Here is a 13,519-nt window from a genome sequence, read left to right on the forward strand (position 1 = left end):
GCTCGACCCGCACCGGGTACTGGAGCTTGTTGTCTGTGTAGAACATGATGAACCTGCCTGATCGTGTTGGGTTTTCGGCCCCGACCATCGCGTCGGGCCTTGGGACCGGAAGCGATTTTGTTCTCCGCCAGTTCCTGCGCGGCTTCCGGGTTTAGGCGCGCTCGCGGCGCAATCGACTGCGACACATGGGAAAAATTGTCTGCAGCGGTGGGACAGGGCCTGTCCTAGGTTATCGTTCTCCGCCGGTAGCCCGGCTAAACGATAAGGGCGCCCTACGCCGCGACCTTTCAAGGGTCCGCGTGGAGCGCCCTGAAAATGTCCGGGAGGATACCGGATCGGCGCTAGTGCTCCTTGGGCTCGAGCTTGCCGTCACGGTGGCTGTAGGAATTCACCACTTTGTCATCGCGCAGCTCCCGCGCCTTGCGGGGTGCCCGATGGTCGTTCTTCCGCACCTTGCCAGTATCGGTTTCCTCGCTGGAGGTGTGCGGATCGTTGCCCGGCGGGCTCGGCGGGACATGGGGTTGGCGCATGGCTGGCTCCGATGGCTGATTGTATCAGCGAAACAGCCGTCTGCCGGGCTCCGTTCCCTTCTCCCCATGTCGGCGCGAGGCGCAGATGCCCGCCCGCCATCGCACTGATAACCTATGTGACCGCCACGAGCTGGGTCGGGCGCAACGGTCCGAGGCGCCATCGCGCATTTGGGGGCTCTGGGCAGCTGTCTGCGGGCTCCTCAGCGCGGGCCGCCGGGGAGAGGGGCAAAGCCTCATGCCGGAACGCGAGGTCGCCGATCCCATTGGTCCAGAGGCTAAGTGAACCCTGGAAGACCCTGATGACCCAACACCGTCCCCTCCATCCGCTCTCGGCAACCTTGCTGTTTGCCGGCGCAGCCTTTCTGGTTGCCACGGCGGTTACCCGCACCGGCAGGCGCAAAAGCGTAAACCATCGGCGCGATGATGCGCCGGTTTCCGCCTCGCGCGTCTCCACGCCCGAAGATGGCGTCGTGGTGGCGGCAGCGGTCACCATCGACCGGCCAAGAGAGGAGCTGTACGCCTATTGGCGCAGGTTCGAGAACCTCCCGAGCTTCATGGAAAATGTCGAGGCCGTGGTCCCCGAAGGCGACCATATGCGCTGGACGATTTCCGCCCCTGCCGGCCAAACCGTCGACCTGGTCACCAAGATCACCGAAGACCGCGAGAGCGAGCTGATCGCCTGGCGATCGGTGCTGGATTCCGAGATCGAAACCAATGGGCGGGTGCAATTCCGCTCCCTCGCCGAAGGACGGGGAACTGCCGTGGAAGCGACCATTCGCTACGTGCCGCCCGCGGGCGAAATCGGTCGGCTGGTGGCCAAGCTGTTCCGCAAGGAACCGAAGGTGCAGGGACGCCACGAGCTCAAGCGCTTCAAGATGCTGATGGAGACCGGCGAGGTTACGACCGCCCAATTCCACACTCCCCAGAACGGCTCAACCGGAGACTGACCATGCGCGCGCTTACCTGGCACGGAAAACACGACGTGCGGATCGACACGGTGCCCGATCCGGAAATCCTCAACCCACGCGATGCGATCATCAAGGTCACCTCGACCGCCATCTGCGGCTCGGATCTGCACCTTTACGATGCGGTCATCCCGGGGATGATGGCGGGCGATATCCTGGGGCACGAGTTCATGGGCGAGGTCGTCGAGACCGGCCCCAAGAGCACGCTGCAGAAGGGGCAGCGGGTCGTGGTCCCGTTCACCATCTCCTGCGGGCAGTGCTTCTTTTGCAAAAAGCAGCAGTACTCAGCCTGCGACAATTCCAATCCAGCCGAAACCCAGGACCTCACCGAACCGCTATACGGTCACGCCATTGGCGGGCTGTTCGGCTATTCGCACCTGACGGGCGGCTATGCTGGCGGACAGGCCGAATATGTGCGCGTGCCCTATTCCGATGTGGGGCCGATCATTGTGCCCGAAGAGCTGGACGACGAGCAGGTGCTGTTTCTTTCCGACATCCTGCCCACCGGCTGGATGGCCGCCGAAAACGCCCAGATTGAGCCCGGAGATACGGTTGCGGTCTGGGGCTGCGGCCCGGTCGGGCTCTTTGCCATCCAGAGCGCGCTGGCCATGGGCGCCGAGCAGGTCATTGCCATCGACCATTATCCCCATAGGCTGGATCTCGCGCGCGGCCTGGGCGCCGAGGGGCTGGACTATACCCAAACCAAGGTTGGCGAGGCGCTGCTGGAGATGACCGGGGGTATCGGACCAGATGCGGTAATCGACGCAGTGGGTATGGAAGCGCACGGCTTCGCGCCAGACAATGTGCTCGATGTGGTCAAGCAGAAGGTCGGCATGGTCTTTGATCGCGGGCACGTCCTGCGCGAGGCGATCCTTGCCTGCCGCAAGGGCGGGCGAGTCTCAATGCCCGGCGTCTATGGCGGCTATCTCGACAAGTTCCCGCTCGGCGCCTTCATGCAGAAAGGGCTGCAGCTCAGAACCGGCCAGACCCACGTCCAGCGCTATACCGACAACCTGATGAAGGAGATCAGGAAGGGCAAGATCGACACCACCTTCCTGATCAGCCACCGGTTACCTCTCGCGGACGCACCCACAGCCTACAAGAACTTTCACGAACGCCAGAATGAATGGACCAAAGTCGTCCTGCGGCCATAGCCGCGCTATGATCTCAAAGACGAAGGCGGAAAGGCGGCAGCGATCCTGCCGCCTTTCCGCTGTCACTGGGCCTGCTCGTCATCAGCCGGGGCAGACTGGATCGGCTGGGGCTCGATACGCGCGATGTCCTTAACCTGATCTACCAAGTCGAGCAGAAGGGTGAATCCGTCACCATTCTCGATCCACACATCTCGACACGTGGAGAGATGGGACACGGGGTCATTACCGTGCTGTGGATGGGCTGCGCAGATGGAGCGCCGGTTCATCAAGGAGCGACAGCGAGAATGCAATGAGCGGGCGACGCGCAGTGCTCATTCAATGATGGGGATATCCTGGCGAAGTCGACGGCTTCGAGCTTGCGGCCGTCGTGAAAGAGTCATGGCCAAGATTGTTATCGTCGTGACACCTGACCACCGCGCGGTGTGGGGGCTGACGACCTGCCATCAGAAGTCGTGTTCGTGGAAAAGTCCTACAGTGCAGTGGCCATCGGTCTGCTCATTTGCAGTTGGTGGGCAAACGCGAAACGTAACGCCAGCGCAAGCAGCGGATCCGCCCCTCCCTCCCAAGTAAAAAACGCAGGAGGGAAGGACGCGGATCAGGAGCGCATCTGCGCTATTGCGTACTCGCCCCGGCCTCGGCGTCGCCATGCGTGCATAGAGACAAGCTAGCGATCTAGGGATAGGCCCGCCCGCTGCGCAACTTTGCTATTGGGCGTCAGAAGGGTAACCCGCCAGATGAACTTAGCAGTAATCGCAGATTTATCGAGGATATCATCCAAGTGTATCGGCCACATAGGCACCGCGCGCGCCCATCGGCTTGTCGTGGCCGATCGTTGTGTCCTGCGCGGTCTGGTGCTCGATCTCAGAATTGATTTCAGCCCCTAGTATCAGCAGCGTCACCGAAATCCAGACCCATGTAAGGAAGCCGATCAGTGCCCCGAGCGATCCATAGGTGGCGTTGTAGTTGCCGAAATTGCTCACGTACCAAGAGAACAATATCGAGGCGACTATGATTAGCGCGACGGCAAACGCCGCCCCCGGGGTTATCCAACGCCATTTCGCGTTTCTCCTGGCTGGACCCCAGCGATACAGCGCCGCAACGCCCACCACCAGCACAGCCACAAGGATAATGTAGCTTGCAATCTGTACCAACCAGCTCAACCCGATGCCAAGCGGCAGCAACGCCATTGCTGCAGGAATTACGACCACCGCGCCCAGAGCCAATGCAGCGCCAGTCGCAATGGCAAGCGTAAACGCCAAGCCCACGGCGCTGACCGTTATGAATCCGCGGTCCTCGTCTTCGCTGTAGGCGATGTTCATCGCTTCAAATAGCGCCTTAACACCGGCACTGGCACTCCACAGCGCAATCGCGAGCGAAATTGCCAGTGTCCAACTAAGCGACGCAGCCCCTTCACTCACCAGGCGACGCAACTGCTCCTCGATGATCTCGAGGCCTCCGCCGGGGACGACGCCGGAAAGCAAGTCCAGATGCTCCACTACCGTGGTCTGGTCAGCGACCAGACCGTAGATCGCCACGAACGCCGTCAGCGAAGGAACGAGCGCCAGCAAGAGATAAAATGTCACTCCAGCGGCGACCAGCATAACACGATCCTTGCCGATGCTCGCGAACGTCCGACCGGCAATCTCCTTCCAGGCACCTCTAGGCAAAGCGACCGGCGAGTCTACTTGACGGCCGGCCCCTTTCTGCCAAGCGGCGCCGTCAGCCGGATCTGGATCCGGCGCTCCATTTTTTCCTGTTTCTCGCACGCCGTCCTCAACGCTGGATCTCGTTGCCCGCTTTCTCTTTGGCGTGGTCGGTGCCGGTTCGCACGGCTTCCGCAGCCTTGTCGTGGAGTTCACCTGCGGCCGAACGCGCCTCGTCGTGGAGGTGTTTAGCTTGACGGCGACCGCGATCGTAGAGATCGTCGGCTTCATGGGCCGCACGATGCTTCACCACATCGGAAGCTTCGCCCAACACCTCATCTTCCTGCCGCGTGTGGGGAAGAGCCCCGCCAAACAGTGCGCCAATGGCAAAAGCTATTGCCCCGCCGACCAATGGTTGTTGGTGAAGGAAGTCGTCGGCGGCATGGGCGGCGTCTTCTCCCTGCCGGCGCAAACCCTTCCCGGCGCGCCGGGCTTGGCTTCCCATATCTGCGGCTCCATCACGGATGTCCTCACCCAAATGGCCTGCGCGGTGGCGCAGCGAGGCGCCTAATTCGGATGCATTATCGCCAACCTTGCGCCAATTGTGCGCAGCCCAGCCTGAGGCCTGATGGATTCGGTTGCCTGCCTCGTCACGAAAATCGGAGACCTGATGGCCAGTTTCGTCGATAAACCCGCGAAACACCCGGCCAGTATCATCGGCGAAATGCCCTGCGCGGTGCCCCGCCTCGTCACTGAGCGCCTTGAACTTGCGTCCAGCAGAATCGGCGAACTCGGTATGGCGCTTACCGTCATGGTCGCTGATACCGACCCGTTCGATCCGTGTGCCAGAGATGACCGCCACAGGATAGGTTTCGTCTTCAGGGGCAGAGCGGTCATACATCGCTTCGGCGTCATGACCATTGTCATGGTGCCGACGGGGCTGGTTGGACTGGATCGCGAGCCACCCCAAACCAGCTGCTGCCAGAGCTATAGGCAGAGGGTTCTCGACCACAGATCGTCCAAGATTCCGGGTGAACTGGGCACCCGGGCCTGATTTAGCATAGACGAGCGCTTCGTCGAGCAACTGTCCCGGGGAAAATTGAGCCGAAATGTCATCGACCCGCTTCTCGATGCGAACCCGGCGCGCTTCGATTGCGCGCTCGAGGTCTTCAGAGCTGGTTTGCTGATCAGCCATCAGAATCTCTCCTTTACCGCGTTTGCGTCTTCCGACAGCGAATGGGCAGTACGGTTCATCTTGAAGTTTGAGGTTTTGAGCTTCTTGACTCCCGAGGAGATCATCGCCCACCCAATGCCCCCGACCACAATAGCTACGGTGACCGCGGCGACCGTGTTCGCCAGCCCCGCGTCCATGCCCATGCTTTCAAGCGCACCGGCGATGGCGACGACAATGGCTGCCAGGAGTACGCCAAGGGCGCCGATTGCCAATATTGCGCCAATGGCCAGCAGCTGACCTCCGTGGACGGCGCTTTCTAGCCGCTCGCCAGCTTCGGTCTTGGCCAGTTCAACTTCCTGGCGGAACAGGGCGGATAGATCGCCGACCAAGCCCTTGAGCTGCGCCGGCAATCCCTGCTTGTCCGAATTCGAAGTGCCTGCCACGGTCATGACCGTCCTCCTTCACTGTTGGAAGTGGTCGTTCGAGCCGGACTTCCCGATCGAGTGGCATCACTGCTCCCTGCAAAAGGCTCGCCACCGCGTGGCTCCGAATGGCTGTCCGAAGAATAGCCTTTGTTGCCTGAGCCTTGGCCGCGCGAACGGCGGTCGGCAGAGGCGGATAGGAAGCGCGTAGCGGCAAAACCCAAAATTGCCGCACCAGTGAGGAAAGCTGCCGGGCGCTCGCGGCCGAAGCGCTCCACATCGCCGACGAGATCATCGACACTGCTCGCACGCGTATGCTGCGCAATTCCTTTGAGATGCCCCGCCATGTCGCCTGCGTATCGACCTATCCAGGACTGTTTGCTCTCATTTAGTTCTTGGCCCATCCTGTCAAACGCAGAGGCCAGACCGCCGATCTGATCAGCCGCTTGATCTTTCTGGCCCGCGGCAAACTTACCCGCAGCATCTCGGGCGTGCCCAAACTCCTCGCTCGCCCCGCGCTTCAAGTCGTCAATATCATCGCGAGCCTGAGCCTTGGCGTCGTTCCAGTCCTCGTCAGCGGTTTTCCGAACGCGATGAGCTTCGGCCTTTGCAGTGTCACTTACGCTGCCTCCTGGCACGCGTGGTGGTGATGTGGTCGCCATTCTCACTCTCCAAACGTTGTGAGCTCTGGCAGGCTAATGATTGGGTTGTTCCCAAAGTTCCGCCACGGCTTCTGGGAAGCGAGAGCGCGGAAAGAGTGAGCGAATCGGGGCATCAATTGGTGCGGCCAACTATCGTAGATCAGTTTTTCAAGGCGTGCGTCTGAAGCGCAACAGCAGGCGGCCCCAGTAATGATCACGTCTAGACGACCCCGTTTGAAGGTTCGTTCGCTGCCAAGTCGAGCGAATCCTACGGAGTCGGAACTGGTCGCGACGGACGTCAGCCCGCAGTGAACCTGACGCTAGCTCAGTAATAAATGCAGTTGCGAAAAAGCTTGAAGTCCGCCCTCGTGGCGGCCTTTTTTGTTTCGGGAGTCGCTTCGGCAAACGACGTACGATGCATGCAGCATGTCGTAGAAGTCTTTGATCGGCACCGGCGAACCTCTTTGGCCGATTCTGCAGATGCTTCCGCCTGCGGACTGTTCTGGGGCATGAAACCAACGGTTGATATTGGGAGGGTGATCGCTGCATCCATGCGCCCGCAAATTTGTCATATACTAAGTTCAGCATGAAGCGGAGAGGCCTACTTCCCTCGTTTCGAGCGCATTCGCGCCTTAGCTGCAAGCGTTCGAGCAGCACTGAAATCGCCAGCCGGCGCGTAGCTTCTAGCCCGCCCCCTGAGCCCTCGCCCTCTATCGGTTCGCCTGTGCCTGCTCGAGCCTCTCAGCGGCCAGCTCATAAATATACTCGAGCCAGGGGGATATTTCTTCACGTTTGGGCACCTGCCTGCCGCGAGCGTTCGGCATGCCCAACGCTTGCCACATCCGATAGGCCTGCTTGAGAAGCTCGCGAAGTGAGAGCCTTTCGTACTGCATCTGCTTGTCGATGATGTCGCGCGTTGCGAGGCGATATCTCGCTGGCATGCCGCGCTCGAGCAAAACGGCCATCAGCATGGCTCCGGATTTGTACCCGTCGTCTTCATGGACATCGGGCCCCCGACCGGGATGGCCAAGGCGGCGATCGAGAGCGTCCTGCAGTATCAGTGCATCGCGATAGGCAATTGTCTGTTCGAGCTTCTTGTGCTCCTCGGCATCGATCGGTCCGATAAGCCGATAGCCCTCCTTGTTGTCGAGGATTATATCGTCAGGATGGGGCAGGATGTGGGATGTGTCCTTGCCCGCTTCAGTGGCTACCCGCATCCGCTCTGTCTGGTAGGACTTGAGCGATCGACCGAAGACCCCGCGCTCCCGAAGATCGATCATCGCCTGCAGATCGGCCCGATGGATCATGTCCTGGCTCAACCCCTGCGAGCGGGCGTTGCCGTCATTGATCGCTGACTTGAAGATCGCCTCAATGAGCGCTTCGCGCGTGCTGATCTCCACGACCTCTTCCCCCTGGCGCACCTTCACCATGCGATCTGCCCTTGAGCGCACGGCGCGCAACAGGGGCTGATCATCAAGGTTTAGGCCCTTCACTTTTGGGGCGCGGGGCCGACCATTGGGATTGCCCGACTGGCCCTTCTTGAACTGAGTGGCGCGCGGGGGTCGCTTGTATCCCGTGCCCGGCATCACACTGGCCTTTGCCTCCTCGACGGCATCATCGAACGCAGAACCGTACTCGCTCGGAGCAAGCTTGCGATCACCGGGCATCTTGCGACCTGCCGGCACGACGAGTGGTGGAGGGCTTTGGAGGGCCGGAATCTGCGGCATCGTCCTGATGCAGCCGCTCGTCAGCGACATCCTCAAAGCTGCGCCCAGTTTCAGCCAGCGTAGCGCCCTTGCCGGAATAGGCCTGCCAGCGGGCAATGATCGTGTCGCAGTAAAGGGGATCGAACTCGAGCAGCATCGCCCTGCGGCCGCAGGCCTCGGCCGCGATCAGGGTTGAGCCCGAGCCGCCAAAAACGTCCAGAACCACCTCGCCGCGCTGCGAGCAATCACGGATTGCATCGGCGATCATGGCGACCGGTTTGACGGTCGGGTGCATGGCGAGTTCTTCGGCTCGCCTGGCACCCAGGCTGCTGATGCCTGCATAGTCCCAGACATTGGTGCGATAGCGCCCAGTCTCCCCAAGACCGAATGCATTTGTGTGAGGGGCGGTGCCGATCTTGTAGACAAAGACCAGCTCGTGCTTTGAGCGGTAAAAGCTCCCCATCCCTCCATTGGACTTGTTCCAGACGCAAAGGTTCTTGAGCTCGGAGAAGACCTCGTCTCCTGCGGCCATGAGTTCGCGCATGTGTCGCCAATCCATGCACACGAACGCGATGGCACCATCGTTGGCGACCGCCGCCGCATGGCCGAGCGTCGAGATCAGAAAGTCGGTGAACTGCGCCTGGGACATCTCACCCGAGGCGAAAGCAAATTCACGATGGCGGGTTTTGCCCAGGCCGCCGACATGACCGTTGATCGGCACGTTATAGGGAGGGTCAGTGAAGATGAGATCGACGCCTTCCCCGCCCGCCAGGCGCTCTACATCGGCTCGGCTCAGGGCATCTCCGCACAGCACGCGATGCCGTCCAAGCCGCCAGAGATCGCCACGGCGCGTGACCGCGCGTTCGGCACGCTCGGGCACGTGGTCGGCCTCTCCCGGTCCCTCCACCGAGGCCTCCCGCGCCTGATCGAGGGTCAGGTCCACTTCCGCCAGGGAGAAGCCGGTGAGGGTGACGTCGAACCCGAGATCAACCAAAGCCTGCATCTCCAACGCCAGGATCTCGGTATCCCACCCGGCATTGAGGGCCAGCTTGTTGTCAGCCAGCACATAGGCCCGCCGCTCCTCAGGTGACAGATGCGAGAGCCGCAGGACAGGCACCGCTTCCATGCCGAGCTGTCGGGCCGCCAGTACGCGCCCGTGGCCGGCCACGATCTCGTCGTCGTCGCCGACCAATACCGGATTGGTGAAGCCAAAGCGGCGTATGCTCTGGGCGATCTGGTCCACTTGCTTGCGCGAATGGGTCCGGGCGTTGCGCGCATAGGGGCGCAGGGCGCCCACGGCAATCATCTCCAGTCTGTGCTCATGCAGATCCATGTTCGCTCCTCATTCCGCAGTCCTCAATGACGGCATGGGAGGAACGATGAGAGAACATCATGATCAGCGCAAGGGCGGGTACTCGAGCCAACCACCGTCAAACAGGCCGATTGCGGGGGTTTTTCAAGCCGAGCTTTCAAAACCCGTTTAAGACCCGTTTAACGACCGTTTAAAGATCTGTGGGCCTTCAAACATCCTCCAAGCACCCGATCACATTTTCGTGATCGTACCGAAAACGCCTACCCAGATGAGCAACGAGCCGCACATTTGCGCCCCGCCTACACTGGCGCTCAAAACCGGAGCGGCAGACTGGGTCGTCAGTCGGGCAGAACCGATCCCCTTTGATTTGAGCGCACGGTCGGGAATTGCCGTGTCGTGCGACGACATTCCGTTTCCACCTCCCGACACCTTCCTGCCGCGCGAGAACAATGCGCTCCCGTTCTGGCGCATTGTCGTCCCGGAAGCTGGCAGAGAGATCGCACTGAATGAAAATTCAACCCCACTCGGCGACACTCCGATCCCACTGGACAACAACGCGATCACGGAACTCGACACCGAATCTACCAGCAACATTCCCTGTTCGCGCCCAAGCGCGAGGGCCGGGCCGGCATGCTCTGACATGGCAAAGTTGCCATATAGAAGAAGGAATTGCTGGACGTCGGGAGGACTTGACCACGGATTGGGAAATTCCGTGTTATCTGCCGCAAAACAGGGAATATCAGGTGAGACCGGTTAGCTGCAGACTACACTCGGCACCATACTTTCCCCTCCTCTGTGATCTATCTCACCGGGCACTGCCTGGACGCGCAATAGCTGCGTGGTTCTGGGGGCTTGGCGGGGCGTGGTCCATCAGAGACGCGGCGTTGAGCAGAGACGCCTAGGATAACACGTCGGTATGGGGGCGCCAGTCTCTCCGGGCCGGTCCCGACGTCCCCATGTTTGGGGATATGATGGATGGTGATGGCAGGAAGGGCGCTGGATTGCGCCGGGCCATTTTGTCCGCTTCAGGTTTCGAACAGCTTCTGCTGCTCGGCCCAGGATGCGGGCAACTCGGCAAGCCGGGAGAGCTTGTGGGCGGTGAGATCGGCCGGCTGGGTGCCGGCGATAATCTTGTCGACGATCGAAGGGGCCAGGAAGGCCAGGCGCAGCGCACGCCCTACGTCCGATCGATCGACGTTGTTGACCGAAGCGATGTCGCTGATGGTCCGGCCCGAGCCATCGGTCAATTGCGTGAGATAGTGATGGGCTCTCCGGATCAACCCGATCAGCGTTGCATCCGGCGCCGCGGTGCGCTGGCTTTTCTCCGAGAGAACGATCCGTGTTTCCTTGCCACGGCGGCGCAGGGCAATGGGGCACCCGATGTCGATACCGTCGCGAGATGAGGCTGTGGACCGGTCGGCGTTCCCAGGCTGGTGGCCCAGCGCAGCAGCCAGCGCCATCGTGTCGATCAGGATGACCATCCGCGCCGCGGTGAGCTCAATCCGAGTGATGAGCGTGCGGATCGTCGCGCGCTTATCTTGCGGGCTGGCTTGACGATAGGTCAAAGCCAACTTTGAAGCCTCTTTGATCAGAGCCGGAATGCTCGCGGCGGGAATGCGGCCCTCAACGAGGTTGGCCAGCCGCCGGGGGTCGGTGAAGAGGCCTAGCAGGTTCATCTCGAACGCCTGTTCGATCTCCCGCGCCGGCAGTCGCCAGCCGCGCTCATCGCTGCGCCCGCGCTCCTCAACGAGCGCTTTGGAGACATAGTAGCGATAGCGCATATCGCCCCGCCTGGTGTGGACGGACCGAAGCCTGGTGCCGTTCTCGTCATGGATGAGACCGGTCAGTAGATGCAGATCGGTTGCGTTGGTGGCAGATTTTCGAGCCGGAGCCTGAGTGGCGAGCAGGCGTTCGGCCCGCGCAAACGTCTCGGGCTCGATGATCGCCGCATGCTCGCCTTGGTGGATGACGCCCTTGTGCCTGACCTTGCCGATATAGATCGGATTGGAAAGCAGGTGATAGAGATGGCCCCGGCTGAAGGTGCGGACCTGCGGATCGGGGTCAGCTTCGCTCACAGCGATTGCGATTGATCTTACCTGACCGTCTTGGCCTTCCTGTCTCTCGCTTGCTGTGCTGGTATCTGCATCCGCCAAAGCTGCACCCTTGCGATCTGGGCATCTTCTCGCCGGAAAGCGCTCGGCATTGGCCTCGGCCACCAGCGCGCGCACCGACCCCAGTTCAAGATAGCGGCCAAAGAGATAGCGCACGATCGTCGCTTCGCCCTCATCGATTCTGAGCTTGCGGTCTTTTGCGCGATAGCCCAAGGGGACGGCGCCTCCCATCCACATGCCCTTGCGCTTGGAGGCAGCGATCTTGTCGCGGATACGCTCGGCGGTAACCTCCCGCTCGAACTGGGCGAACGAAAGCAGGACGTTCAGCGTCAGCCTGCCCATGGAGGTCGTGGTGTTGAACTGCTGGGTGACGGACACGAACGAGGCCTTGGCGCCATCTAAGATGTCCACGAGCCGCGCGAAGTCGAAAAGCGACCGGGTCAGCCGATCGATCTTGTAGACCACCACCACATCGACCTTTCCATCCCTCAGGTCGGCAAGCAGGCGCTTGAGACCGGGGCGCTCCATCGTGCCCCCCGATATGCCGCCATCATCATAGCGGTCAGCGAGCAGGCGCCAACCGAGCGAGCCCTGCGAGACGATATAGGCCTCGCAGGCTTCACGCTGGGCATCGAGGGAGTTGAACTCCTGCTCGAGCCCGTCCTCGGTAGACTTCCGGGTATAGATGGCACAGCGCAGGTGTGGAGGGGCGCTCATAGTCCAAAGAACCTCGGGCCCGACCAGTGCGCGCCGGTGATGCGCTTGGCGACTGCGCTGAGCGAACCATAGACCCGCCCGTCGAACACGATGCCCTGGTCGGTCACGTCCACCACATGCATGCGCCCGTTCCACTCGCGCATCAGCCGCGTGCCGACCGAAGGAGCCGGCGTCTTGGCCTTGCGATCGGGTGCGCCATCAGAGGCCGACATCGCATCTGCACCCTGTCGAGCCTTCCCGCTATCAGCCTTTCCAAAGCGCTGCCTGGTCCGTGCTCCCCCTTTTCCCCTGGTCCCAAGCGCAACTCTCGCCGATGAGGACAGTCCACCGAGCTTGCCGGCCTGTAGATGCCAAGCAGCCGAGCGTTCCAAAAGCGGCCTGTTGATCCCCTTGGGCGGCGCACAGCCAAAGGCCTTCTTCCATCGGGCGATGAGGTCTTCGCGTGAGAGGGCGCCGATGGCCGCGACCTCCTGCTCCAATTGGTCCGAGGCGCGCATGGCGCTCACACCGCTTTCGCATCGACGTTGACGTGATAACGTCGGACGCCCTGTTTGGTGACCTCGCTGGAAAGCTCGAGGGCCATCTTCTTTCTGACCGTACCCGAAAGAAAGCCGCGCACCGAGTGGACCTGCCAGCCGGTCGTCTCTTGCAGCTCGGCGAGCGAGGCGCCGGACTTGCGGCGCAGGTGTTTGAGCGCCGCCTCGGACTTGGAGATGCGCGGGCTGGCAGATGCCCCCACTGCCTTCACTGGACCCGACCGCCGGGTGACGTCATGGGATGCGCCGGGCTGGGGAACGCGGCTATCAGGCGCTTCTGCTGCCTTCGCCTCGGGCCCTGGTCCCGCAGCCTGCTCGGTTCCCTCACCAGCGACAGCGTCGTCCGCATCGCGCTCGGCTGGCTTTTGTTGAGTGTCGGTCGCGCGCGCCAGCTGACTGGCCTCACCGACACCAATCTGCTCTTCGGCCGCAGTCTTGGGCTCGTTCTGATCTTCGCGCGTCTGGTTGATTGTGTGCGTCATCGCTTGGCTCCCTTGCCTCAGCTGCGGGACGATCCCGCGCCGCTACCAGGGCAAGCCCGGCACCAGGCCAGGCACACAGCCCACTGCAGCCTCTCCCCGCCGCAGCACCCTCACCAATGCTTGCCG

12 protein-coding genes and 1 pseudogene are annotated in these 13,519 nt (G+C 61.6%); 3 read left to right on the forward strand and 10 right to left on the reverse strand.

Annotated elements, in window-relative coordinates; genetic code table 11:
• Positions 1 to 341: 341 nt before the first annotated feature.
• Positions 342 to 530: a hypothetical protein gene (locus EO136_RS15075; RefSeq protein WP_127145229.1), complete on the reverse strand. Its 189-nt coding sequence runs from the start codon at positions 528 to 530 to the stop codon at positions 342 to 344.
• Positions 531 to 829: 299 nt separating this feature from the next.
• Here EO136_RS15075 and EO136_RS15080 point away from each other — a divergent pair, with 299 nt between their 5' ends.
• The 3 genes and pseudogenes from EO136_RS15080 to EO136_RS18890 all read left to right on the forward strand — a co-directional run.
• Entirely contained in the window at positions 830 to 1,477 is a 648-nt protein-coding gene (locus tag EO136_RS15080; RefSeq protein ID WP_127145230.1) for an SRPBCC family protein, read from the forward strand.
• Between the two features lie 2 nt (positions 1,478 to 1,479).
• On the forward strand, positions 1,480 to 2,649 hold the full coding sequence (locus EO136_RS15085; protein ID WP_127145231.1) for a zinc-dependent alcohol dehydrogenase: 1,170 nt from the start codon (positions 1,480 to 1,482) through the stop codon (positions 2,647 to 2,649).
• Positions 2,650 to 2,741: 92 nt separating this feature from the next.
• Positions 2,742 to 2,949: pseudogene (locus tag EO136_RS18890) on the forward strand (recombinase family protein); the annotation flags it as partial.
• Positions 2,950 to 3,419: 470 nt separating this feature from the next.
• On the opposite strand, the gene EO136_RS15095 reads toward EO136_RS18890, so the two are convergent.
• The 9 genes from EO136_RS15095 to EO136_RS15135 all read right to left on the reverse strand — a co-directional run bounded on the left by EO136_RS15095 (position 3,420) and on the right by EO136_RS15135 (position 13,393).
• On the reverse strand, positions 3,420 to 4,316 hold the full coding sequence (locus EO136_RS15095) for a YihY/virulence factor BrkB family protein (RefSeq protein ID WP_425466631.1): 897 nt from the start codon (positions 4,314 to 4,316) through the stop codon (positions 3,420 to 3,422).
• 106 nt (positions 4,317 to 4,422) lie between these two features.
• The gene (locus EO136_RS15100; protein ID WP_127145233.1) at positions 4,423 to 5,487 is read right to left on the reverse strand and encodes a DUF3618 domain-containing protein; all 1,065 of its coding nucleotides are present in this window, start codon (positions 5,485 to 5,487) and stop codon (positions 4,423 to 4,425) included.
• A complete protein-coding gene (locus EO136_RS15105) occupies positions 5,487 to 5,915 on the reverse strand; it encodes a phage holin family protein (RefSeq protein ID WP_127145234.1) in 429 nt (142 codons plus the stop codon). Before EO136_RS15105 ends, EO136_RS15100 begins: the two co-directional genes overlap by 1 nt.
• A complete protein-coding gene (locus EO136_RS15110) occupies positions 5,912 to 6,550 on the reverse strand; it encodes a hypothetical protein (protein ID WP_127145235.1) in 639 nt (212 codons plus the stop codon). The genes EO136_RS15105 and EO136_RS15110 overlap by 4 nt, the downstream gene beginning before the upstream one ends.
• A 689-nt stretch (positions 6,551 to 7,239) precedes the next feature.
• On the reverse strand, positions 7,240 to 8,196 hold the full coding sequence (locus tag EO136_RS15115) for a DUF5681 domain-containing protein (protein ID WP_127145236.1): 957 nt from the start codon (positions 8,194 to 8,196) through the stop codon (positions 7,240 to 7,242).
• The gene (locus tag EO136_RS15120; RefSeq protein ID WP_206513349.1) at positions 8,186 to 9,568 is read right to left on the reverse strand and encodes a site-specific DNA-methyltransferase; all 1,383 of its coding nucleotides are present in this window, start codon (positions 9,566 to 9,568) and stop codon (positions 8,186 to 8,188) included. Before EO136_RS15120 ends, EO136_RS15115 begins: the two co-directional genes overlap by 11 nt.
• 1,004 nt (positions 9,569 to 10,572) lie before the next feature.
• The gene (locus EO136_RS15125) at positions 10,573 to 12,375 is read right to left on the reverse strand and encodes a recombinase family protein (protein ID WP_127143080.1); all 1,803 of its coding nucleotides are present in this window, start codon (positions 12,373 to 12,375) and stop codon (positions 10,573 to 10,575) included.
• Positions 12,372 to 12,872: a DUF2924 domain-containing protein gene (locus tag EO136_RS15130; protein ID WP_127143079.1), complete on the reverse strand. Its 501-nt coding sequence runs from the start codon at positions 12,870 to 12,872 to the stop codon at positions 12,372 to 12,374. Before EO136_RS15130 ends, EO136_RS15125 begins: the two co-directional genes overlap by 4 nt.
• Positions 12,873 to 12,877: 5 nt before the next feature.
• Entirely contained in the window at positions 12,878 to 13,393 is a 516-nt protein-coding gene (locus EO136_RS15135) for a DUF3489 domain-containing protein (RefSeq protein WP_127143078.1), read from the reverse strand.
• Positions 13,394 to 13,519 lie beyond the last annotated feature (126 nt).

This window comes from Pelagibacterium montanilacus (assembly GCF_003992665.1).
Lineage (GTDB): Bacteria > Pseudomonadota > Alphaproteobacteria > Rhizobiales > Devosiaceae > Pelagibacterium > Pelagibacterium montanilacus.